This is a genomic window from Acinetobacter sp. WU_MDCI_Abxd143 (assembly GCF_025514195.1).
In the GTDB taxonomy this organism is placed as follows: domain Bacteria; phylum Pseudomonadota; class Gammaproteobacteria; order Pseudomonadales; family Moraxellaceae; genus Acinetobacter; species Acinetobacter pittii_H.
Genome location: NZ_JAHPTH010000017.1, coordinates 1 through 22812, shown reverse-complemented (window position 1 = coordinate 22812; position 22812 = coordinate 1). Strand labels below are relative to the sequence as shown.

The 22812-nt window shown below is 40.4% G+C and carries 22 protein-coding genes; 6 read left to right on the top strand and 16 right to left on the bottom strand.

Going from position 1 to position 22812, the window contains the following annotated elements; all coding sequences use genetic code 11:
- Nucleotide 1: 1 nt before the first annotated feature.
- From KTI79_RS17890 to KTI79_RS17855, 8 genes are all read right to left on the bottom strand, one after another.
- The gene (locus KTI79_RS17890; protein WP_032053253.1) at nucleotides 2–988 is read right to left on the bottom strand and encodes a fumarylacetoacetate hydrolase family protein; all 987 of its coding nucleotides are present in this window, start codon (nucleotides 986–988) and stop codon (nucleotides 2–4) included.
- Nucleotides 985–1428 carry a VOC family protein gene (locus tag KTI79_RS17885; RefSeq protein ID WP_032053252.1) on the bottom strand — a complete coding sequence of 148 codons (444 nt, stop codon included), beginning with the start codon at nucleotides 1426–1428 and terminating at the stop codon, nucleotides 985–987. The genes KTI79_RS17890 and KTI79_RS17885 overlap by 4 nt, the downstream gene beginning before the upstream one ends.
- A gap of 21 nt (nucleotides 1429–1449) precedes the next feature.
- Nucleotides 1450–2199: an SDR family NAD(P)-dependent oxidoreductase gene (locus tag KTI79_RS17880; RefSeq protein WP_032053251.1), complete on the bottom strand. Its 750-nt coding sequence runs from the start codon at nucleotides 2197–2199 to the stop codon at nucleotides 1450–1452.
- Nucleotides 2196–3518: a histidinol dehydrogenase gene (hisD, locus tag KTI79_RS17875; protein WP_050675404.1), complete on the bottom strand. Its 1323-nt coding sequence runs from the start codon at nucleotides 3516–3518 to the stop codon at nucleotides 2196–2198. The genes KTI79_RS17880 and hisD overlap by 4 nt, the downstream gene beginning before the upstream one ends.
- Nucleotides 3519–3532: 14 nt before the next feature.
- The gene (locus tag KTI79_RS17870) at nucleotides 3533–4552 is read right to left on the bottom strand and encodes an SMP-30/gluconolactonase/LRE family protein (RefSeq protein WP_032053248.1); all 1020 of its coding nucleotides are present in this window, start codon (nucleotides 4550–4552) and stop codon (nucleotides 3533–3535) included.
- Between the two features lie 10 nt (nucleotides 4553–4562).
- Nucleotides 4563–5693: an FAD-dependent oxidoreductase gene (locus KTI79_RS17865; RefSeq protein WP_032053246.1), complete on the bottom strand. Its 1131-nt coding sequence runs from the start codon at nucleotides 5691–5693 to the stop codon at nucleotides 4563–4565.
- The gene (locus KTI79_RS17860; RefSeq protein ID WP_262468778.1) at nucleotides 5690–5818 is read right to left on the bottom strand and encodes a hypothetical protein; all 129 of its coding nucleotides are present in this window, start codon (nucleotides 5816–5818) and stop codon (nucleotides 5690–5692) included. The genes KTI79_RS17865 and KTI79_RS17860 overlap by 4 nt, the downstream gene beginning before the upstream one ends.
- Before the next feature lie 244 nt (nucleotides 5819–6062).
- Nucleotides 6063–6482 (bottom strand): winged helix-turn-helix transcriptional regulator, encoded by a 420-nt coding sequence (locus KTI79_RS17855; protein WP_050675403.1) that lies wholly within the window; start codon nucleotides 6480–6482, stop codon nucleotides 6063–6065.
- Between the two features lie 96 nt (nucleotides 6483–6578).
- Between KTI79_RS17855 and KTI79_RS17850 the strand changes: the two genes are divergently transcribed.
- From KTI79_RS17850 to KTI79_RS17835, 4 genes are all read left to right on the top strand, one after another.
- Nucleotides 6579–8213: a phytoene desaturase family protein gene (locus KTI79_RS17850; RefSeq protein WP_228132282.1), complete on the top strand. Its 1635-nt coding sequence runs from the start codon at nucleotides 6579–6581 to the stop codon at nucleotides 8211–8213.
- 2 nt (nucleotides 8214–8215) lie between these two features.
- Complete coding sequence (locus KTI79_RS17845; RefSeq protein ID WP_032053240.1) at nucleotides 8216–8437, top strand: hypothetical protein; 222 nt, start codon at nucleotides 8216–8218, stop codon at nucleotides 8435–8437.
- Between the two features lie 130 nt (nucleotides 8438–8567).
- Nucleotides 8568–8999 (top strand): nuclear transport factor 2 family protein, encoded by a 432-nt coding sequence (locus KTI79_RS17840; RefSeq protein ID WP_032053239.1) that lies wholly within the window; start codon nucleotides 8568–8570, stop codon nucleotides 8997–8999.
- Nucleotides 9000–9126: 127 nt separating this feature from the next.
- Nucleotides 9127–10368 (top strand): MFS transporter, encoded by a 1242-nt coding sequence (locus KTI79_RS17835; RefSeq protein ID WP_050675402.1) that lies wholly within the window; start codon nucleotides 9127–9129, stop codon nucleotides 10366–10368.
- Between the two features lie 50 nt (nucleotides 10369–10418).
- Here KTI79_RS17835 and KTI79_RS17830 read toward each other — a convergent pair whose 3' ends face one another.
- From KTI79_RS17830 to KTI79_RS17795, 8 genes are all read right to left on the bottom strand, one after another.
- On the bottom strand, nucleotides 10419–11312 hold the full coding sequence (locus tag KTI79_RS17830) for a LysR family transcriptional regulator (protein WP_228132281.1): 894 nt from the start codon (nucleotides 11310–11312) through the stop codon (nucleotides 10419–10421).
- Nucleotides 11313–11817: 505 nt separating this feature from the next.
- Nucleotides 11818–13224 carry an efflux transporter outer membrane subunit gene (locus tag KTI79_RS17825; protein ID WP_086375842.1) on the bottom strand — a complete coding sequence of 469 codons (1407 nt, stop codon included), beginning with the start codon at nucleotides 13222–13224 and terminating at the stop codon, nucleotides 11818–11820.
- The gene (locus KTI79_RS17820) at nucleotides 13221–16352 is read right to left on the bottom strand and encodes an efflux RND transporter permease subunit (RefSeq protein WP_032053231.1); all 3132 of its coding nucleotides are present in this window, start codon (nucleotides 16350–16352) and stop codon (nucleotides 13221–13223) included. Before KTI79_RS17820 ends, KTI79_RS17825 begins: the two co-directional genes overlap by 4 nt.
- Nucleotides 16353–16366: 14 nt before the next feature.
- On the bottom strand, nucleotides 16367–17524 hold the full coding sequence (locus KTI79_RS17815; protein WP_050675400.1) for an efflux RND transporter periplasmic adaptor subunit: 1158 nt from the start codon (nucleotides 17522–17524) through the stop codon (nucleotides 16367–16369).
- A 79-nt stretch (nucleotides 17525–17603) separates the two neighbouring features.
- Nucleotides 17604–18215: a TetR/AcrR family transcriptional regulator gene (locus tag KTI79_RS17810; RefSeq protein ID WP_032053228.1), complete on the bottom strand. Its 612-nt coding sequence runs from the start codon at nucleotides 18213–18215 to the stop codon at nucleotides 17604–17606.
- 188 nt (nucleotides 18216–18403) lie between these two features.
- Complete coding sequence (locus tag KTI79_RS17805) at nucleotides 18404–19108, bottom strand: IS6 family transposase (protein ID WP_032053227.1); 705 nt, start codon at nucleotides 19106–19108, stop codon at nucleotides 18404–18406.
- A 137-nt stretch (nucleotides 19109–19245) separates the two neighbouring features.
- A complete protein-coding gene (locus tag KTI79_RS17800) occupies nucleotides 19246–19533 on the bottom strand; it encodes a hypothetical protein (protein ID WP_016165568.1) in 288 nt (95 codons plus the stop codon).
- A gap of 2 nt (nucleotides 19534–19535) precedes the next feature.
- The gene (locus KTI79_RS17795; protein ID WP_032053224.1) at nucleotides 19536–20174 is read right to left on the bottom strand and encodes an AAA family ATPase; all 639 of its coding nucleotides are present in this window, start codon (nucleotides 20172–20174) and stop codon (nucleotides 19536–19538) included.
- A gap of 445 nt (nucleotides 20175–20619) precedes the next feature.
- Here KTI79_RS17795 and repM point away from each other — a divergent pair, with 445 nt between their 5' ends.
- Both repM and KTI79_RS17785 read left to right on the top strand, forming a co-directional pair.
- A complete protein-coding gene (gene repM / locus KTI79_RS17790) occupies nucleotides 20620–21558 on the top strand; it encodes a replication initiation protein RepM (protein ID WP_032053222.1) in 939 nt (312 codons plus the stop codon).
- Nucleotides 21559–21687: 129 nt separating this feature from the next.
- Nucleotides 21688–22439, top strand: a protein-coding gene (locus tag KTI79_RS17785; protein WP_143225012.1) for an IS5 family transposase whose coding sequence is annotated in 2 segments (ribosomal slippage) — nucleotides 21688–21922 and nucleotides 21922–22439 — 753 coding nt in all. Because the reading frame shifts where the segments join, the coding sequence is not laid out codon by codon here.
- Nucleotides 22440–22812: the final 373 nt, after the last annotated feature.

Here is a 22812-nt window from a genome sequence, read left to right as displayed (position 1 = left end):
GTTACACCTCCTGATACGGAACAAATTGGTGGTTAATTTTGCCAAAAATGCTTTGTCCGTCCTGCCCTTTCATTTCAAACTGCAAGCGGTCGCCAAATTTCAAAAATGGCGTTTTTGGCTCACCCAGTTCAATAATTTCGATGGCGCGTTTTTCTGCCAAACATGCTGAACCGACTTCTTTATAGTTCTGATTGGAAAATGTGCCTGAGCCTAAAATTGTGCCGACTTTCAGGTTACGGGTACGTGCCAAATGCATCACCAGTTCAGGGAAAGAAAAACTCATTTCCTCACCATTCGGATGTCCAAACCACTCGCCATTGCACTGAACTTCTAAAGGCAGTTTGATGCGTCCGTCATGCCATGCATCACCCAACTCATCAGGTGTCACTGCAACAGGCGCAAATACGGTACTTGGTTTAGCGCGTAGCGGGCCAAAGCCAATACTGACTTCTTTAAACAGGTGCGCACGCAGGCTAACATCATTCAATAACATAAACAGTTTGATGTGTTTTTCTGCTTGTTCTGCCTGTACGCCCATTGGCACATCATCCAGAATGACAGCGACTTCACCTTCAAAATCAATCTGATGCTCTTCACCCGGCACAGGATAATCATCACAAGCCCCCAAAAAGTCATCGCCCGCACCCTGATAAATAATCGGCACACCTTTGTCTTTTTTGATGTCAAGTTTAAATGCCTGTTCCATCAATGAACCATGATTTAAAAATGCCGAAGCATCTGCCCATTGGTAGGCACGTGGCAAAGGCGCCATGGCTTGAGCAGGATCGAAAGCAAAGGCATCTTGTTCAGTTGCATCATTCAGGGCAGCATATTTTTGTTGCAGCTTTGGCTCGGCTTCATCCCAGTTTTCCAAAGCATCTTGTAAGGTAAGCGCAATGCCTGTTGCCAAAGTCGCGGTTTTTAAATCTTTAGAAACGATGACCAAGCGGCCATCTCGACTACCATCTTTGAGTGTTGCCAATTTCATTTTGCTGTTCCCTCATTGTTCCATAAATCAGGATATTCAATCAGTTCAATCAAATTCCCAGTGTTATCGCGCAAAAATCCCATTGCTGTTCCGCCAATCACTGCTTCAAACAGAATGTCGGCATTTTTTTCTCGAAGCTCGGCAAACGCCTGTTTGGCATCTTGCACCGCAAAGCACAGATGTTTATGCCCGTGGGTTTGCACATCGAGGTTCGGCATACGGCGTTCGTCTGGCAGTGGTTTGGCATTGGGCAATTCAAACAGTTCAATGCGAAAATCACCGCGTTGAATAAAGGCAATCTGTGCAGGAATCTGTTCAATAAATTGCTTTTTTTCCAGTTCAAACCCCAAGTAATCGCAATACCACGCAATACTCTCATCTAGATCGGCTACGCTAATCCCACCATGATGGGGTTTCCACGCAAAAACATCCTTGCTCATCGTGCTGTTTTCCCTATTGTTTTATAAAATCTGCCGCCCACCATCGACGGGAATGATCGCGCCTGTGGTAAAGGTGAGCTGGGTGGCCACAGCAACAACTGCCGCAGCGACTTCTTCAGGTGATGCTAGACGTCCTAGTGGCGTAGACTGGGCTTGCAGGTTACGCCAGTCTTGGTCTAAGCCTTTGACAAACTCGGTATCTGACAGACCTGGGGCAACCGAAACCACACGAATGTTTGGCGCTAATGCCCGTGCTAGTGAAATGGTCAGATTATCCAGTGCCGCTTTCGAAGCGCAGTAGGCAATATTGCTGCCCATCGCAGTACGCGCAGCGATGGAACTGATATTCACAATCAAACCATCATCACTTTGCTGAAGTAGTGGTTGTAAAGCACGCACCACCGCAATCGCCCCACGAACATTGGTGGCAAAAATCGTATCAATCAAAGCATCATCCAGACTGGCAAGATCAGCATGTTCAACAAAGCGCGTGGTGCCTGCACAGTTCACCACCATGTCACAGCGTCCAAAGTGCTGCTGAATTTGGCTTGCCAAATCGGCTAAGGCAGCGCTGTTGGTGACAGGTGCTGCCGCCAACAAATGCCCCTGTTCCACCTCAGGCAAGCTGTCAAGTACTTGTTGGGCTTTCTCGGCAGACTGGTTATACCCCACCACAATGCTTGCGCCCTGTGCTGCCAAAGCCGAACAGATGCTATGCCCCAAGCTGCCTGTCGCACCCGTGACTAAGGCAACTCGACCTGCCAATTTCATGCGCTTGCCTCAACAATCGTAGGCGCTATATGTTCCGTTGCGCTTGGCTTCAAACGACGCACACGGATATCCGCCTGTTCTTTATGTCCAGAGAAATGCTCGAGTGCACAGAGACGTGAACACACTTCACCAATGGCCACGCTGGCTTCATCGGTCAAAATACGTTGATAAGTATGGGTTTTAATAAATTTACCGACCCACAAACCACCTGTGTAACGTCCTGCGCCCATGGTTGGTAAGGTGTGATTTGTCCCAATGACTTTGTCGCCATAGGACACGTTGGTACGGTGTCCCAAGAACAAGCCGCCATAACTGGTCATACGTTCTAAGAACCAGTCAGGGTCTTTGGTCATCACCTGTACATGTTCACTGCAAATACGCTCGGACTCTGCCAGCATTTCTTCATCGGTATCACACAGGATAATTTCGCCATAATCACGCCATGACACGCCGGCAATCGGCGCTGTATCTAAGCGAGCCAAGACTTTTTCAATCGCAGCAGGCAATTCATCTGCAATTTTCTGGCTGGTGGTCACACAGTACGCTGGTGACGTTGGACCATGTTCCGCTTGTCCAAGTAAATCGACTGCGACCAGTTCTGCATCGACCGTGTCATCACAGATCACCATGGTTTCTGTCGGCCCTGCAAACAGGTCAATCCCGACACGACCATAGAGCTGACGTTTCGCTTCGGCAACAAAGGCATTGCCCGGTCCAACAATCATATCCACTGGGGCAATCTGTTCTGTGCCGAGTGCCATGGCTACAATCGCCTGCACCCCGCCCATCACATAAATTTCGTCTGCACCAGCCATCGCCATCGCGGCAATAATTTCAGGGGATGGTTTGCCATCAAATGGTGGCGCACAGGCAATCACACGTTTTACGCCTGCCACTTTTGCCGTCAAGACACTCATATGTGCCGATGCCAGCAATGGATATTTACCACCTGGGATATAACAACCCACCGAATTCACTGGAATATTTTTGTGTCCCAACACCACACCCGGCAAGGTTTCCACTTCTACATCACGCATGGACTGCAACTGGATTTGGGCAAAACGGCGGATTTGGGCCTGAGCAAATTTAATGTCTTCAATCGCTTGTTTCGACAAACTGTCGATGCAGGCTTGAATTTCAGCTTGGCTCAAACGAAAAGTTTCAGGATTCCAGCGGTCAAATTTTTCCGAGTATTCACGTAGCGCTGCTTCACCACGCTGTTCAATCGCCTGAATAATGTCTTCAACCGTCTGACGCACTTGGGTATTGAGCTCTGCTTTCACTTCGGCAGGTTTGCCTTTTTTGAGATGTCGAATCATGTGGATCTACTCCTTTATTTCCAATGTCTTAATTTTTGTCCTGCCACAGGCGAACGGAAAAATGGAATTCGCGTGCCTTGCAAACTGCCTAAATACACGGTTTTTAAATCTGCCCCACCAAAGGTAATACTGGCCATCCACGGCGCGAGTTTGCCGCGCGATGCCTGCATAATTTCGGGGGTTAATGTCTTGGTTTTATAATGCTGATTGAGTCGAGCATTGGCTTCAGGATGGCTGTCATCCAAAATAGTCACGACCTCCTGTTCAGGCGTAATCGCGATTAGTTTGTCCACCATCACCAGAGTTACCCATAAATTCCCATAGACATCAAAAGCAAATCCGTCTGGGAATCCTTCGAGTTCTTCAGGTCCATAAACTTCACGATCAGACAGAGTTGCATCATCAACAACCCGAAAACGGGTAATACGTCGTACATTACTTTCAACCACATATAACCATTCCTCATTGTCATCGAATCGGATTTCATTTGCACCGCCGAGCTGTTCAGCCACCACGCGAATACCATTTTCATCAATCACGCCAATATAGCCATCCAGCTCATCAGAATTGATGGATTCAGTCCACGGCTGCATGGTGGTGGTGACGGTAAACCAGATTCGTCCTTTTGAATCAATTAACGGGAAATTGGTTTTTCCTAAAGGTTGACCATTCAGTTGGTCATAAAGTACTTCTACCTGTGCGGTGTTTTTATGTAACTTTTCAATGCGGTCTAAACCCCAGTTACAAATAATAAAGTCACCTTCATCGGTCATTGCCATGCCATTCGGCAGCGAAGCACCCTGTGCCTTGACATAGCGATCCTCAAAACTGGCATCTTCCTGAACTTCAATTTCAGGAGCGATTAAAGTCTGTTGTCCTTGCGCGTCGATGTGCATCACACCACCGCGAGCATCGGCGACCCAGAGTGAATGATCAGGCTGAGCAATAATGCACTCGGGACGCTGTAAATCCTGACCAATAAATTGAATATCATCTACATTCAGCGTCCAGCTTTTTAAAGGATTTTGTTGCATGCTCATCTCCTTAAATCGGCTGCGAAGTGACTTCAATCATTTTAGCCATCATGCCGGCAAAGTTGGCGTCAGGCGTTGGGCGCTGTTCCCATTCACCAATCTGGATTGACCCTTCATTGATAAATTTGCAGCGCTGATAACGACGTTCCATAAAGCCATCCAGTACATGCTGCACATCAGGTGCGGAGGCTGCCAATTCACCCAGAACCACGGCATCTTCAACGGCTTGTGCTGCACCCTGCCCCATATGTGGTGTGGTGGCATGTGCTGCATCGCCAATCAACAGCACGCGTCCGTTGTACCACGGTGCAGGCATCAAGATTGCTTCCAGCGGGCGATAAACTACTTGGCTTGGGTCAGTAATTTGCTGTTTTAATTCAGGAATCAAGCCCCCAAAACCATCCAGACGTTTCTGGAATTCTTCAGCAAGGCTGTTTGGATCAAAGAATGGATTACCAGGTTCTTCCCATACCGCCAAAATATATAAGCTGTCTTCGGTCAATGGGGTATAGCCGACTTTCCCACCCGACTTGCCTTCAAACATGTGCGAATACAGTAAGTCTTTTGGTCGTGGCAGGTTATAGCGCCATACGCCTTGTCCTGTAAATTTTGGCTTATACTGTTCGCCAAATACCTGACTGCGGACTTTGGAATACACGCCATCTGCACCGACCACCAAGTCATAACTGTCTTGCGTACCATCGGTGAAACTCACAGTGGCCTGTTCAGCGGTTTGCTCAATCTCGTCAAAGGTCAAACCTAATTTGAGATTCACACCTTCGCTTTGAATCGCATCTAAGAGCACTTTATGTAAGGCTGGTCGGGTCAGACCTAAATTGGCAGGATATTGTTCACCCGCAAGCTGTGCACCACTCAATTCCGCTTTGACTTCACCATCAATATTACAGATACGTAAACCCTGATAAGGGAAGCCAGCTTGAACCGCTTCATCAGCAATCCCTAGTGCAGCCATAGCACGAATGAAGTTTGCCTGAACCACAATGCCGACATGATAAACTTTAGGTTCAGCATTGATTTCAATGACGTCGACCTGAGCAACTCCTGCTTTTCGTAGTGCAATTGCAGTGGATAAACCACCTATTCCACCGCCAACGATTAATACTTTTTTTAGTGCACTCATGATTTTTCTACACTCCATGTTCCATTTAGAATCGGCAATTGGACACGCAACTCCTTGTTCCAAATGGCTGTTTCTGTATTGGCAAAATCGAGAGGATTAAATCCAATCGCTTTGCGCTGTTCCATGAAGCTAAAATACATGCTGCATAATCATTCATAAAATTTATTATTTAGATTGCTTGTATCCACACAACAAATACATAGATGTGATTGAATGATTGCCTTGAATTATTTTTATAAAAATAAACCTCTACCATCAGAAAACTCAGTATCTGAAGTAGCAGGTTTGAGAAAGATTTGAATAAAATTGACTGATTAATTTTATTATTTTTAATAACGTATAAAATTTATTCTAAAAATACATATCAACCTATTGGGCGTCGTATTCAGCTCGACAAGCTTTTATTTGTGCTTCATGCACTTCTAGCCAGCCAATTAATCGATTCAGTTCCTGTACCATCGCCTGCCCCAACTCAGTCAAACCATACTCCACCTGAGGCGGCACCGTCGGAATCACGGTGCGCTGAATAAAACCATCACGCTCACAGGCACGCAACTTTAAGGTCAAAATACGCTGTGATACAGGCGAGTCTGCCATCGAGTTAATCTCTTTGAGTAACTGGGTATAACGTAAAATTCCCGTACGTAAAATCATTAAAATCAACGGTGTCCAGCGGTCACCTAAACGGCTCATGGTTTCACGAACTGGACCATGCGGGTCGTTACCTTGCTGCACACGTTTACGAAATTCTTCTAGCTCAATCTGCTGTTGTGATTGCAACCCATGCATTGTGGCAACTTCCTTTAAAAAACATCTTACATAACGAACATTTATGTAACTAGCATACAAAAAAGTGCTGTCTTCCGCATCCGATTTTTTGTCTTTATGCTTAGCCCCAATCACAGCTTAAAACGAAAAAAGGAAAGGAGTGACATGATGTCTCAATATGATGTAATTGTGATTGGCGCTGGACATAACGGATTAACTGCCGCTTCCTATTTAGCGAAAGCAGGAAAGAAAGTCCTAATTTTAGAGCGAAAATCTTATGTGGGTGGTGGTGTATCGACGCGTGAACTAAATACCCCAGGCTTCTGGCATGATGAACACTCTAGCGTACATATCATGATTCAAGGCAACCCAATGATCCGTCAGGACGAACTCGGTTTATTTTCCAAATTTGGCTTGAAGTACAATTATTCAGACGTGCCATATGCCTCAGTTTACGATGATGGCAGTTCGATTATTTGCTACAAAGATTTGGATAAAGCCTGCGAATCAATTGCTCAAATCTCTCCGAAAGATGCTGAAACCTATCGTAAGTTAGCACAAAAAGCGGCTTCATTATTGCCGATGTTTCTGTCAGGTTTTTATTCACCGCCCCTCCCGATGGGTGCGATGGTCGCCATGCTCGACCAGAGTGAAGAAGGTCGCGAAATGTTTGACTACATGCAGCGCAGCACCTATGAAATCGTCAACCGCCTGTTTGTACATGACAAAGTCAAAGTGCATTTGCTGCGGGTATTGGCTGAAAACCTGCAATTGCCTGACGAACTCGGCACAGGCATGGGACTGTTTGTCTTTGTTGGCATCATGCATACCTATGGCGTTTCGCAACCAGTAGGTGGCAGTGGCAAATTGTCTGAAGCCTTGGAGCGCTGTTTTAAACATTATGGCGGTGAAGTTCGTCTAGATGCTGAAGTGAAAAAAGTCCTGACCTCCAACGGCAAAGCGGTTGGCGTGGAAATGCGTGATGGCGAAAAAATTTATGCCAAAGATGGTGTGATTGGCGCGCTGCATCCACATGTCATTGATCGCTTTATCGATGGGCTAGATGAAAACGTGGTACGTCGCGCCAAAAATGCCTCACTTGCGCCATTTAGCTTGTTCGTCAGTCACTATGACTTGCACAACCCTGCCGAGTTTTACGCACATAAAGATGTCAGCAAAGGCACCATGCTGACTATGCTCAGCACAGAAAACCTGTCTGAACTGATGGATGACTTCGACGAACTGCGTCGCGGTAAAGTCTCAAAACGTCGCTTGGTGGCAGGGGGTGATGAAAGCCTGAATGATCCGACGCGTGTCCCTGCGGGCAAAGGTATGTTCCACGGCATTACTTTCGCTCCGTATGATCTTGCCGAAGGTGGTTCAGCGCGTTGGGATGAATACAAGGAAGAATTTGGTGAACTCAGTCTGGCGGCTTATCGCAAATATGTGAAGAACCTGACTTCGGACAACATTATTGCGCGTAGCTTCCATTCCCCACTAGATCTGGAACGCAGCTCACCAAATTCTATGGTTCGCGGTGATGTACATGGTGTAGCCCCTTATTTTTACCAATGTTTCGCACATCGTCCAACTCCTGACTTAGGCCGCTTAACCGTGCCTGGTCTCGATAACATGTATCTAGTTGGTCCATTCATGCACCCAGGCGGTGGCGTATTTGGTGCAGGCCGTGCAACAGCCATCAAAATGTTTGATGACATGAATATTGATTTCGACAAAGTAGTAGGAAACTAATTATGAAAGTCTATGGAAATGACAATAGCGAACTGATGAATGTCAGCACCATTGAACGTAATGGCAACGAGCTGATTTTAAAAGGCAAGATTTTTGGCGCAATGCCGATGACGGCAAAACTCAGACCTGAGGAGGCTCGTGCTGCGCTAAAGCTCCTCAATTTTAAAACGGTTTTATTTTTAATTACCTTACTGTTTCGTGCTTCAGTTGGACGCAAGAAATAGCATCCATACCATTTTCTTCATCCTCGCTCATTCATTCCGATCCAAGGATCGGGATGAATCATCCAAAACAATAAATCCGCATAAATTGACATGATGTCAAAACAACACCACCAAGCATGGAACATTGCACATGGATCAACAGTATTTTCTAAACAATTATATCGGTAAATTTAATCAGCAAGACCATTCAGGTTTTGAAGAGTTTTTTGCCCCCAATATCAAAATGTTTAATGGCGGTCTAATTTTTGAAGGTGTCGAAGCCGTCAAAGAACATTACCGCCAGATCTGGAGCGTGATGAAGGAAACGCTCAACGTCAAAGAATATTTACCCGTCAATGACAACCGTCTGGTGATTGAGCTTCACACGCATTTTGATGTTCCAGAAGATAAAACTGAAACGCCATTTGGTGAAATCAAACAGGGACAACAGTTCGATTTTCACGGCTTAATTCTTTATAAAATCGATGAAAATCAGAAATTTTATGAAGTCCATGTGTCTTATTTTAATTTCATCAAAACCGATGCCGATGGCACAAAAACCAATATTGGCATGCCCCATTAAGCCGATTACACCCTAAACAAGGATATGTTCGAAACGGTGAGACAGGACGCGATACCATTTATTTTTCTGCCTTATCAAGATCAGAACAATACGCCCTTTCTCACATCTGTTGAAGATCGAGGGAATTATGAATCAAGGAAAAACGACCATTGAAAAAGTGGTTGGGATTAAGTCTGGCTTTACCACACTGCTGTTATTGCTATTTGTCTGCTTGTCGCCGATGGCAGCCATTGTCATGGCACCCAGCCTCCCTAAAATTCAGCAACACTTTGCCCATGTACCGCATATTGAGTATTTAACTCCGATTGCTCTAACCATTCCGGGTTTAGTCATGGCGATTGTTAGCCCGCTGGTTGGATTCCTCACAGACAAGTTTGGTCGTAAAAAATTACTCATCCTTTCCACCGTGGCTTATGGCATGGTGGGAATAGCTCCCATGTTCTTAGATAATTTTTATTTTCTTCTGAGCTCTCGTGTCATTTTAGGTGTATTTGAGGCTGTTGTACTTACAGTAAGTACCACACTAATTGGTGACTATTATTCCCCAACGTTGAGACAACGTTATTTGGCATTACAAGTGACTGCTGCATCAACTTCTGCAATTTTCTTTTTTGCACTTGGTGGATATTTAGGTGGAATTAGCTGGCGCCTTGCATTTATTGTCTATGCAGTACCTTTAATTTTTGCTGTTCTTGGTCAAATTCTTTTATGGGAACCGAAAGTCAAAAACAGTAATCATGACTATCTCAATGCGGAAAGTACTGATGAAACAATCACGTTCCGTCCTAATTTTATGCTAGGTATCTGGATCACAGCTTTTATTGCTGCCGTGACCTTCATGATTTTACAAATTCAAATTCCGTATTTATTAAATGCAATTGGTGAAAGTTCACCCAAAACGGCTGGTAATATTGCAGCACTTTCAACCGTATTTGTAGTTTTAGGTACGCTTACCGTGCAATACATGATAAAAAAATCAACGCCAATTTCTCTCAACCTATTGATTGGATTTGGTCTAATTGGTTTTAGTTTTATTTTATTGTCCAATGCTCAAAGTGCAAATGAAGTTTTAATTTATGCCATCATTAATAGCTTCGGTTCGGGAATTTTATTGCCATCAGTTACCTTTTGGAATATGCGCCATTTACCTCAAGCCAAACGCGGTCTGGGCACAGGAATATGGAACAGTTTTTATAATTTTGGGATGTTTTTTAGCCCAATATTAATTGTATATTTCAATGGTTTTACAGGTAGCTTACAACATACATTGGCTCAACTTGGTCCGTTACTGCTTGCCTTTGCAGTATTTTGTATTGCTTTCGATGTACTGCGTTGTTTTATTTTGAAAGCAAAAACAACAGCTTATTAATTCATTAATAAATATTCAAAAGGGTTAAAACCAACCCTTTTGAACTCAGATTACACAACTAATTTTTCAGCGACATCTATTACCAGTTTACGGAACCACTTTAAACCTGCATCATTTTCCTGGTACTTGTTCCATTGCATACAGATTTTAATTTTCGGAGCTTCCCATGGCAGTGGAGCCACATAAATTGGTAAATATTCTGCGCATTCTAACGCCAGCTTTTTATGCATAATCGCAATATAAGGTGTACCAATCACAAATTGCGGCACACTAGTAAAATTTGTCGCAATATATGCCACGTTACGTTTAATATCTAGATTTCGAATTAACCAATCGTCAATCATCGGTGTCTTATTAATTGCCCCCAAGCGCACAACAACATGCTCAGCCTGTGTATAATCTTCTAAAGTTAACTGTTTTCCTTTTAAAGAATTTTGCTCCCACATTACACAGACGAATTCATCTTCAAAAATATCTAGACTTGGATGTTCATCTAAAATACTTAAACTGGGCAAAAGTAAAATATCAACTTTCCCACGTTCAATTTGCTTTTCCGCTTCAGTGGATGGCATTAGTTGTTCAATTGAACATTGCGGAGCCAAACGATAAAGCAATTGATTTAATCGAGGCAATAAAACATTTCCAGTATAGTCAGATGCCATAACCGTGAACTTTCGTTTTGCTGTTGATGGATCAAATTTATTTTTATTATTCAATACAGTACGCATTTGAATTAATAAATCACCTACAGGTTTAGCCAGATTTTCACCCATTGGAGTTAATACCATACTGCGCCCAACCTGAACTAAAAGATCATCTTCAAAATAATCTCTTAATCGAGCTAATGCAGCACTGGTTGCTGGTTGACTTAAAAATAATTTTTCACCAGCCCGAGTAATATTTTTTTCCGTTAACAAAATATCTAGTGCAACTAATAAATTCAAATCCAATCCATCAAATCTCAACTAAATCTCCTTGTAAAAATTTGATAACTATGAAAATCATACAATTCAGTGTATCAAAAATATACTGAAAATATTAATGATTTCGTAAAAATAATAGTCTGCCTCTTTTTCAAATCTAATGTTCCGAAACCATCAACATCTAAACAATTTTTAGTAATAAAATTCTCTTTAGTCAGAAATTTGTTTTATTTTTATGCTTGAATTCCACAACAAGGTAATCACCATCTAAATTAGATTAAAAATATTTTACGGAAAAATACCATCAAAATTGATCATTTCATGTTCTATGTAAATCTTTAGTTTTTATAGGTCGTCTGTTATTTTCAATTCAAATAAAGGTATTTGGTAACCTCATTATTTCTTTGTGTACCTACCAATTATTTGAGTTAATTTATTTCAAAATTTAAGAGCCTAACCATTTGTAGATTAGGCTCTTAAAATTACAGATATAAAGTCAAATCAAAACAATAACAACAACACTAATTTATTCTGCATCGGCTCCACCACCTAGAACTTTATAGAGTGTCACTCTATTGGTTTGCTCTTCCAATAAAAGTGTTACTAATGACTGTTGAGCAGAATAATAGGTTCGCTGAGCCGTCAATACGTTCAAGTAGCTGGCTTGACCTTCTTTATACAATGCATTCGACAATTCAAAACTACGTTTAGATGACCGAACTAAATCCTTCTGTGCCGTCAATTGCTCATCAATAAACTGACGAGTAACCAAGGCATCTTTCGCATCAGAGAAAGCAGATTGAATAGCTTTCTCATATTGTGCAATATAGATGTTCTTTTGGATTTTCGCTGAATCTAAACTGGCTTTGAGTTCGCCCGCTTGAAAAATTGGCAAACTAATGGTTGGAATAAATGACCATGTTTGAGCACCTGCACTGAATAAATTATCTAAAGCATTACTACTTCGCCCAGCTGTTGCCGTTAATGAAATTGTAGGAAAAAAAGCAGCTCTTGCCGCACCAATGTCAGCATTAGCCGCTTTTAAGGTATGTTCAGCATATAAGACATCGGGGTGATTTAATAAAACCTCAGAGGAAAGATTATTTTGAATTTCAGCCAATTGTATCGAGTCAATCTCTAAAGTTTGAGCAGGTAATAAGTCCTCAGGTACTTTGGTTCCAACGATCAAATCTAATGCATTTTTTGACTGTGCTAATAACTTTTTATAGCTCGCAATATCTGCTCGTGCACTGTCAACACTGGTCTTGATTTCTTCATAATCCAATGCAGATGAAATGCCAGCTTTGTACTTCGCATAAGTTAAGCTGAGTGTTTTCTCTTGACTTGTTAAAGTTTGCTGAGCAATCTGTAACTGTTGTTGATACGAAGCCACTGTCAGCCAATCACCAGCTACCTCAGCAATTAAACTCATACGAGAACTGCGCTGAGTTTCTTCAGTCGCAAAATATGTTTCTAAAGCTTCACGACTTAGACTTTGAATACGCCCAAATAAATCTAACTCCCAACTGGTAAAACCAACAGATACGCTTGTACTTCGAGAAACCTGCGTTGTATCAGAGCTTGTCCCCGACCGTTGCGCTGTTTGTGATACAGATGAACTCACACTTGGAAATAAATCAGCTTGTTGAATACGATAAGTTGCGCGTGCTTTATCAATATTAAGCATGGCTACACGTAAATCACGGTTATTTTGTAAAGCCAAAGTAATAACATTCTGCAAACGCGGATCAATAAAGATCTCTTTCCAATCAATGGCACTTACTGCAATTTGTGCTGATTGAACTCCTGAATTATTCAGTGAATGTTCAACTGGTAATGTAGGTCGTTGGTACTGTGGGTCTAAACTCATACAACCCACGAGAGTACTCATACATGTGACCAGTACTACAAATTTATACATTGTTCGCATCATGTATTCTCCTGAGATTGTTTAAGTCCTTTCTTTTTTGAAAAAACACTACGGATCAGTACATAAAATAATGGAACAAAGAAAATACCAAATACGGTCGAAATCAGCGTCCCGCCAAATACGCCTGTTCCAAGCGAATGTCGTCCACCAGAACCAGCACCCGTACTCACAACTAAAGGTAATACTCCTAGTAAGAATGCAAAGGACGTCATCAAAATTGGGCGTAGGCGCATTTTAGCTGCATGGAGAGTAGCTTTAAGTAAAGTTTCGCCTTTTTCTTCAAGCTCTTTTGCAAACTCTACAATCAAAATAGCATTTTTGGCTGAAAGTCCGATGGTGGTGAGTAAACCAACTTGAAAGTAAACATCATTCGATAAGCCACGAATACTGGTAAAAGCCAGTGCTCCCAATACACCAATCGGGACAGCAAGCAATACTGAAAATGGAATTGACCAGCTTTCATACAGTGCCGCTAAGCATAAGAACACAAACAAAATAGAAATTGCATATAGTAATGGCGCCATACTACCTGACTGTTGCTCTTGATAAGATAGACCAGACCAAGCGTATCCAAAGCCATTCGGTAGCTGTTGTACTAGCTTTTGCATTTCAGCCATTGCCGTTCCAGAACTTACACCATCTGCAGCCTGACCACTAATTTCCATTGACGCTGTACCATTAAAACGTGCTAGTGTCGCAGGTGAGAAATTCCATCCACTTTGTGTAAATGCTGAAAATGGAACCATTTCATTATCGTCATTACGGACAAACCAACGATTAATATCTGTTGGTACCATCCGTGAAGAGGCTTCACCTTGTACATATACTTTTTTAATACGTCCATTGTAAATAAAATCATTCACATAGCTACTACCCAAAGCTGTCGCTAATACTGCATCAATATCACTCTGGCTAACTTGTAAAGCACCTGCTTTCGAGTCATTGATTTTTAATGCAAACGTTGGGGCATCTTCTAAGCTACCATAGCGAACTGATGTCAGATTTTTATTTTGCTGTGCTAATTGCAAGAGCTTATCTTTTGCTTCCACTAGTGCATCATGACCTGCACCACCTAAATCGGTTAACTCCATAGTAAAACCTGAACCTTGACCTAACCCAGGAATACCCGACGGTGCCATAGCAAAAATCTGAGCATCTTTAAACTGATTAGCCATGTTTTGAGTAATTCGATTACCCACATCTGTCGCACTGGATGAACGTTCATCCCAGTCTTTCAGTTTAATAAAGCCCATACCTGAGTTCTGCCCACTTCCTCCAGTACTAAAACCAGCAACACTCATGATGGACTCTACTTCAGGTTGCTTTTGTACATACTCGGCAACTTTATCCATCACTTGTACAGTTTCTTGCTGCGTGGCACCTGATGGCAATTTCATCGACACCATTAACATCCCCTGATCCTCTTCAGGTAAAAATGAAGTCGGTAATTTCCAAAACAACGCACCAATCGCAACAATAATGGCAAAATATACAGCTACACCCATGCGTTTATGCGCAATCACCCACTGTACACCGCGATGATAACGCTCAGTATTCACATTAAATTTTTGGTTAAACCAATCAAAGAAACGAGTCAAAAAGTTACGTTTCTTTGATTCACTATGTTGATCTAATGGTTTGAGTAAAGTGGCACATAAAGCTGGGGTAATCGTTAAAGCAACAATCACTGATAAAATCATGGCTGATGCAATCGTGATAGAGAACTGGCGATAAATTTGCCCAGTCGAACCGCTAAAGAAGGCCATCGGAATAAATACAGCCGTCAAGACCAGAACAATACCAATCAATGCCCCAGTGATTTGTTTCATTGACTTTTCTGCAGCCGCTTTCGGATCTAAACCTTCTTCTGCCATGATTCGTTCTACATTTTCAACGACAACAATAGCATCATCAACCAAAAGCCCGATGGCCAAGACCATGGCAAACATTGATAAGGTATTGATTGAATAGCCCAGTACTGCAAGCACTCCAAAAGTTCCCATCAATACCACAGGCACAGCGACGGCAGGAATTAAAGTAATTCGCCAATTTTGTAAAAACAAATACATAATTAAGACCACTAAAATAATGGCTTCAAATAATGTTTTTACAACTTCTTCAATCGAGATTTTGACAAATGGAGCAGTACTATAAGCAACCTTGTAGTTGACCCCTGACGGGAAAAATGCTTTAAGTTCTTTCAGCTTGGCATCAACAGCCGCTGAAACATCTAGGGCGTTCGCACCAGAAGCGAGCTCAATCCCCATACCTGCAGCATTACGACCATTGAACTTACTTAAAGCAGAGTAATCTTCACTGCCAATCTCTACTGTCGCCACATCAGCTAATTTAACTTCTGAACCACTTTCATCTGATTTCAAAATAATATTTTTAAATTGGTCAACCGTTTTTAAGCGACTTCGTGCAGTTACTGTTGCACTTAATTCTTGACCCTCTACAGCGGGTAATGCACCTAAAGATCCTGCTGCGACATCACTATTTTGAGTTTCAATTGCTGAAATGATATCACTCGGCATCAGTGAATATGTTTTTAGCTTTTCAGGATCAAGCCAAATCCGCATTGAATATTCAGATCCCATCACCTGAACATTCCCCACCCCATTCACACGGCTAATTTGGTCTTTTACACTAGAAACCATATAGTCAGCTAAATCGGTACCCGTCATGCTGCCATCTTCAGATATAAAACTGAGCACCATGAAAATACTGCCCGATGACTTCGTAACGGTCACCCCATTACTTTGTACTGACTCTGGTAAAGAGGACTGTGCTTGTTGCAATTTATTTTGCACTTGGACTTGGGCTGTATCAGGGTCTGTACCTGATGCAAAAGTCAACGTGATTTGTGAACTTCCTGAGGATGAGCTACTTGATGACATATATAATAAGTTATCAAGCCCTGTCATACTTTGTTCAATCACCTGAGTTACTGAGTTTTCAGTTGTCTCGGCCGAAGCACCCGTATACGTTGCATTAATACTAACTGAAGGTGGAGCGATATCTGGATACTGCTCAATCGGCAAGGTGAATATAGACAATGCACCTGCTAATGTAATTACAATCGCTATCACCCATGCAAAGATAGGTCGATTGATAAAAAAACTTGCCATTATTTTACCTATCTTTACTGAGTTTTAGTTGATGGAGTCATGTTTGCTTTTACTTCTTGTCCAGCAGATACCGTACTGGCACCTTCAACGATCAGCTTCTCACCTGCTTTCAGTCCTGCGGTAACCACCCACTGATTACCTTTGGTTTCTGCAGTTTGAATCACCCTTTCAACAACCTTGTTATCATTACCTACTAGTTTTACAACTGGATCACCCTTATGATTCCGTGTTACGACTTTTTGTGGAATCAATATTGCCTGATGGTTTACAGCTAGTGGTAATTCAGCTTTTACATATGCGCCAGGTAATAATAAGTATTGTGGATTTGGAACCAATGCTCTTAATTTGACACTTCCAGTGCCTGTATCAACTGAGGTCCCTACAAACTCAAGCGTTCCAGATTCTTTATATGTCGTCCCATCTTCCAGAATTATGTGTACAGGAATTTTCCCATCTATTGATTTCAAGGTACCGCTTTCAATTTGTTTTCGTAAATTTAACAACTCAGCACTGGAAAGTGTGATATCGACATATATTGGATTTAACTGCTGAATTGTTGTAAGCGCTGTGGTTTGCTCTGCTGTAACAAGTGCGCCTGGTGTATACGTTGAAGTTGAAATACGACCTGAAATTGGAGCACGTATAGTGGTATAACCTAAATTAATTTTTGCAGTGTTAAGATCTGCTTTCGCAGAAATTACAGCGGCTTCACTTTGTTTTAATGTTACATCAGCATCAATCGCATCTTGCTTACTCACTGCTTCAATATTTAACAAGTTTTTATAACTTTGTGCTTTAGGTCTAGCAGCCAGTACAGCAGCTTCTGCTTCTACCAATGCCCCCCGCGCATTTTCATAGGCAGCTTGGTACAACTTTGAATCTAATGTATATAAAACCTGACCAGCTTTTACCTCATCACCCTCTTTAAACATTCTTTTTTCGATAATTCCACTGACTTGTGGGCGAACATCTGAAACCATATAGGCTGTCGTTCGACCAGCCAAGGTATGATTCATCTCTATTGATTGGGGCTGTATTAACCTGACATTAACTTCTGTGGCTTGCGTTTTAGGTTCAGCAGGCTGATCTTCCGTACAGCCTGAAATAGTGGCAAAACAACATAGCATTATTGCTGTGAGGTACGTCATTTTAAGACGAGGAGATAGAGTCATAATTCACTCATTTTGTGGAGTTTAAATATTTTTTTTGCATTTAACAGATGAAGGACTAAGCGATTTAACAATCGCCAGCTCATTCATCAGGCGTTTTAAACATTGAGTCAAAGGTGCGTAATAAGGTAAGGTAAAATTTTTCAAGAATTTTCTTATCAACGTTATTTGAATACCCTTTAGCTGTTCTCAAAATCGTACCATCCGAAATAGTTGCAATAACTTCTGCTATTGCTCGTATTTCTGACTCAGATGCCTGTGGATAGCGATTTTTTAATATATCTAAACCTTTATACATTAATTCTTTTTCTGCTTGATCAACCAATTCCGAGTTTTTCTGATTTCGATCTAAGTTTAAAATCTCATAAAGTAAATAAAGTTCACTTTTTTCCATCTGATGCGGATAACCTTGAGCCAGATCGTAAGAAATACTTTCAATCATATTTTGTGAGTGTAAATCTGAGTTTTTCACCCTTTTATCAGCAATTCTTTTTATTAGATTCTGAATAATTTCATCTTTATCTTTAAAACATCTATAAATTTGTCCAGGTCCTAGCTGACATGCTTTTGCTATATCACTAATCGCAACATTATCTAAACCATTCTTCATGACCAAAACAAGTGCTTGATCAATAATACGCTGTCTTCTATCTTGCTGACTTTCATGTGAAAGTTTTGATTCTTGACTATACACTGTGAACACTTAATAATTTGAGAATTAACATTCTCAAGTTACCTGTGAAATATTAGCTCATCATGGTTTTCACTTTTCTTATTTGTCACTGTATGTATATTTTTGTAAATATCTCAGAGTGAATTACGTTTTTAATGGCACTGTTGCAAATAGAAATTTGAGTCGATGAAGTTCCCTTTAAAAAGTGCTTAGAGACCGAAAACCCTGTTGATTAGACACACTTCACCCAGAGGCTGACAATAATAAAATGATGAAGCTTGTCCTTTACGCAGTGCACGCATGACTTCAATCCCTTTAATTGTGGCATAAGCCGTTTTCATAGATTTGAATCCTAACGTGGCCCTGATGATCCGCTTTAACTTACCATGATCACATTCGATCACGTTATTTTTGTACTTAACCTGCCTGTGCTCAATGTCTGGTGGACATTTTCCTTCCTGTTTTAACCGTAATAAAGCACCTCCATATGTGGGTGCTTTATCCGTATTGATCACTTGTGGAATTTGCCACTTTTTCACATTATTTAAGATTTTTCCAAGAAAACAATATGCTGATTTGGTATTACGTCTAGAAGAAAGATAAAAATCAATCGTATAGCCACGTTGATCGACTGCACGATACAGATAAGACCATTGTCCATTTACTTTTACATAAGTTTCATCAATATGCCATGAGCTCAGATCTGTAGGATTACGCCAATACCAGCGTAAGCGTTTTTCTATTTCAGGGGCGTAGCGCTGAACCCAGCGGTAAATAGTCGTGTGATCAACATTCACACCACGTTCGGCAAGCATTTCCTGAAGTTCACGATAGCTGATGCCATATTTACAATACCAGCGCACAGCCCAAAGAATGATTTCGCCCTGAAAATGTCGACCATGGAAAGGATTCATATGCTGCACCTTTAGCTAAAACAGTCTTCAGCTTACCATTCGTGGTTATTTGCAACAGTGCCAAAATTACTGCCACACTGCTGGAACCTTAGCCGAATTAAGAAATATCCCCCTTTAAAAAGGAGGATATTGTTAAATTATTTACTTAATATTTCTTTTAATTCATCTGCACTATATGTCGATAAATTTTCTATAGCTGCTCGAACAATACTTGAACGATTTATTCTTGCATTTTGCCCTTTTACAACCAGCTCATCAATTAGTTTACTAATATCTTCATTTAGAGAAAAAGTGTAACGAATAAATTTTTTTTCACTTGATTCTAAAGCCTTTACTCTCTTTTCTGCACCAGATATAAATGCATCTAACATTTTATCTTGTTCTGTAGGTTCAGTTTTTTTGTTGAGCCCAGTTAAACCAGCCATAGTTATACTCCTAAAAATTCTATTGCAATACTTTCAATTTCAGCTTTCGCTTTAGGATCACTATTTACTTCAAAAACTGAAAGCCCATTTTCATCTGCATCATCATAGACATTTCGATTTGTTGTGATTGAATTCAATGCATCAATACCAAATGATTTGCATGCCTCTTTTGCATCTAAAATTCTTTGAACTTGAGAAGGAAGAGTTGGACACTGAGTAATAATTGCTCTCGCTTTCAGATTCGGATTTACTGTTTTTGCTAATTTTAAAACTTGTTCCATATGATTTAAAGTTTTTAGATCTCTTCGTTTTGGTCTAAACGGCAATAACATATGTGTAGCTATAGTCATTGCTGAACGTAATGCTTCAGAATCCTGTCCACCTGCATCAATAATAATATCTTGGTATCTTTTGTCTAAATCTTTTAAAACTGAACGTATATTTCCTGATGCTTGTACTGATGGAATATTATTTAATTCATCATTTTCATCTCTTTCTTTAACCCAATCAGTTGTTGTTCCTTGAGGGTCAGCATCTAATAAGAGGACGTCTCTTTGACTTTGTTGTAAGTAGACTGCAAGATTTTGAGCTAAACAGCTTTTACCAGCACCGCCTTTTTCACCACCAACTAAGATAATCATAATTTATGTAAGTTACGTAAGTTTGTTTGTGTATAATTTAAAGGTGATTTATGAAGTAATCAACTATCATGAAAAAAAAATTAAAAAAAAAGTTATCCACAAAATAATAAGCTTTTTGAATTTATATATATTTATTTAAATTTATTATTTATATATCTGTTCAAAGCTTGGCTAGTAAAGGGATACAGGAAGTATATGTTGACAAATTCCTACCAATAAGTTGACTTTTTCCTGTTTCTAAGTTGACAAATTCCTACCAATAAGTTGACTTTTTCCTGTTTCTAAGTTGACAAATTCTGTGCATAAGTTGACAAATTCTGTGCATAAGTGGACAAATTCTGTGCATAAGTGGACAAATTCTTTTATTAAAAATACTTTCATTTGTGGACATTAAGTAGTATTGTCAATATATCTATTTATAACATTTTCCTTAATATATCTCCCTATGAGTAACATAGTATATAAAGATAATAATTTGGTTGAAGCATCGTATTCACTAAATCTATCTGAGCAAAGGCTAATATTAATTGCGATCATAGCTGCTCGAGAAATTGAGAAAGAACTTACTTCGGATACTATACTTACGATTCATGCTTCTGAATACATGAAACAGTTTAATTTAGGACGTCAAGCATCCTATGAAGCGTTGCAATCAGCATGTGATAATCTTTTTGAACGACATTTGAATTATAAAGCAATAGATCCTGTAACTGGAAAAATAGGAATTTACAAAAGTAGGTGGGTTTCAAAAGTGGGTTATGTTAAGGAAGAAGGATGCGTCCAACTAATTTTTGCACCAGATATTATCCCCTTATTTGTAAAACTTGAAGAAAAATTCACAAGATATGAACTTAAACAAATCTCACCACTTACAAGCATTTATGCAATTCGCCTGTATGAGTTACTCATACGTTGGAGATCAACTGGTAAGTTATATATTTCTATAGATGAGCTTAGATCAAAACTCGGATTGATAGAAGATGAATATAAAAAGATGGGAGACTTTAAGAAAAGGGTTCTTACAGTAGCTTTAAATCAAATTAACAAATTTACGGATATTACAGTTTCTTATATACAAAAAAAGGAGGGAAGAAATATTTCAGAATTACACTTCATGTTTGAAGAAAAAGAACAGGATAAAAGGAGCACAAGTGTTTCTTTAGAGCCAACTTATAAATTGACAGCTAAGCAATGTATATTTTTTGCTAAAAAGCTATGTGATATCACTAACTATCCAAAATTTGGTAATGATTTCGCACATCGTGGAGAGACTCTAGAAGACTTTCAGGAAAGGATATCAAGTGATCTTCTTGATAGCGATAATGTTAGAAAGTATTTTTCTTATTTGTTAGAAGTTGGTTATGCTCCTAAATACAAGAAGTAACCCTTTAGTTGATAGTCATTTTAAACAAAATATCAGGCCTTATCATACTAGGGCGTGTCCTCATTTGAAGAATTGTTTTTAAATACTTAAAATCCTCCTTTAAGCTCTTTTCATTTCTATATTTTTCCAATGGCACGTACTCTACTCACCGATGATATTTGGCAGCAAATTCAAGATACTATGCGATTACACGGTTGTTACTGTTCAAAAAACAGTAGAAATATCATGGAAGCTATCTTATGGAAACTACGTACGGGTGCGACATGGCGTGATATTCCTCAAGAACTTTGCCCTTGGCAAACTGCCTACAATCGCTTTAATCGCTGGACAAGTAAGGGATTATGGGATAAATTTTTTTTAGATTACGAGGCATTCTGGATCAGGAATGGGTATTCATTGATGGAAGCTACATACGCGTGCATCAACATGCAAGTGGAGCTCGGCATGGTTTCGAAAGAGCAATTGGACAATCACGCAGTGGAGGAACAACAAAAATACATCTTGCAACCGACGCGAATGGATTACCGATTGATTTTAAAATCACTGGGGGTGATGTCCACGACAGTCAAGTTGCAAAACAACTGATTGATATTGTAGGCGAGGCAACTTATCTCATAGCTGACAAGGGGTATGATGCTGAGCACATTAGAATATGTGCCAAGAACAAGAATATGATACCCATTATTCCATTGAGATCAAACAGTAAGAGATCGAATAAGGAATTTGATAAATATCTATATAAATTAAGACATTTAGTTGAAAATGCTTTTGCAAGATTAAAACATTTCCGTGCTATTGCAACTCGATTTGATAAACTGGCACGCAATTATAAATCTATGATCCGTATAGCCTGCATATTTATTTGCTGCAAAGCCAAATGAGGACACGCCCTAAGTTTTTGAATAAGATTACTTTCATATGATTTTAATATGAATCATCATAAGTTACATAACTTATGATGGTTAAGTAACCACCTATCCTCCCTTTATAATTTGTTGCTGCAGTCATCATCACCGTTGGAATAAGTAGACAAATTCCTGACACGGAATACTATAACTGAGGTCACCTAAATAGCATACATAAGTTATGTAGGTTACGCCACTTAAATAAGTTAAGGCTGCAATCCGCATCATCGTTGGAATAAGTGGACAAATTCCTGACAAGGAAATTGCAGCGAGATTGGCTAAAGTTACTGCGCTAATTATCAGTTGAGATGTCGTTATTGATTATGCCTTATACGGAACTTAAGAATTG

Coding starts and splice junctions, on each gene's coding strand:
- KTI79_RS17890 (WP_032053253.1), bottom strand. CDS start 988: ATGAAATTGGCAACACTCAAAGATGGTAGTCGAGATGGCCGCTTGGTC.
- KTI79_RS17885 (WP_032053252.1), bottom strand. CDS start 1,428: ATGAGCAAGGATGTTTTTGCGTGGAAACCCCATCATGGTGGGATTAGC.
- KTI79_RS17880 (WP_032053251.1), bottom strand. CDS start 2,199: ATGAAATTGGCAGGTCGAGTTGCCTTAGTCACGGGTGCGACAGGCAGC.
- hisD (WP_050675404.1), bottom strand. CDS start 3,518: ATGATTCGACATCTCAAAAAAGGCAAACCTGCCGAAGTGAAAGCAGAG.
- KTI79_RS17870 (WP_032053248.1), bottom strand. CDS start 4,552: ATGCAACAAAATCCTTTAAAAAGCTGGACGCTGAATGTAGATGATATT.
- KTI79_RS17865 (WP_032053246.1), bottom strand. CDS start 5,693: ATGAGTGCACTAAAAAAAGTATTAATCGTTGGCGGTGGAATAGGTGGT.
- KTI79_RS17860 (WP_262468778.1), bottom strand. CDS start 5,818: ATGGAACAGCGCAAAGCGATTGGATTTAATCCTCTCGATTTTGCCAAT.
- KTI79_RS17855 (WP_050675403.1), bottom strand. CDS start 6,482: ATGCATGGGTTGCAATCACAACAGCAGATTGAGCTAGAAGAATTTCGT.
- KTI79_RS17850 (WP_228132282.1), top strand. CDS start 6,579: ATGCTTAGCCCCAATCACAGCTTAAAACGAAAAAAGGAAAGGAGTGAC.
- KTI79_RS17845 (WP_032053240.1), top strand. CDS start 8,216: ATGAAAGTCTATGGAAATGACAATAGCGAACTGATGAATGTCAGCACC.
- KTI79_RS17840 (WP_032053239.1), top strand. CDS start 8,568: ATGGATCAACAGTATTTTCTAAACAATTATATCGGTAAATTTAATCAG.
- KTI79_RS17835 (WP_050675402.1), top strand. CDS start 9,127: ATGAATCAAGGAAAAACGACCATTGAAAAAGTGGTTGGGATTAAGTCT.
- KTI79_RS17825 (WP_086375842.1), bottom strand. CDS start 13,224: ATGATGCGAACAATGTATAAATTTGTAGTACTGGTCACATGTATGAGT.
- KTI79_RS17820 (WP_032053231.1), bottom strand. CDS start 16,352: ATGGCAAGTTTTTTTATCAATCGACCTATCTTTGCATGGGTGATAGCG.
- KTI79_RS17815 (WP_050675400.1), bottom strand. CDS start 17,524: ATGACTCTATCTCCTCGTCTTAAAATGACGTACCTCACAGCAATAATG.
- KTI79_RS17805 (WP_032053227.1), bottom strand. CDS start 19,108: ATGAATCCTTTCCATGGTCGACATTTTCAGGGCGAAATCATTCTTTGG.
- KTI79_RS17800 (WP_016165568.1), bottom strand. CDS start 19,533: ATGGCTGGTTTAACTGGGCTCAACAAAAAAACTGAACCTACAGAACAA.
- KTI79_RS17795 (WP_032053224.1), bottom strand. CDS start 20,174: ATGATTATCTTAGTTGGTGGTGAAAAAGGCGGTGCTGGTAAAAGCTGT.
- repM (WP_032053222.1), top strand. CDS start 20,620: ATGAGTAACATAGTATATAAAGATAATAATTTGGTTGAAGCATCGTAT.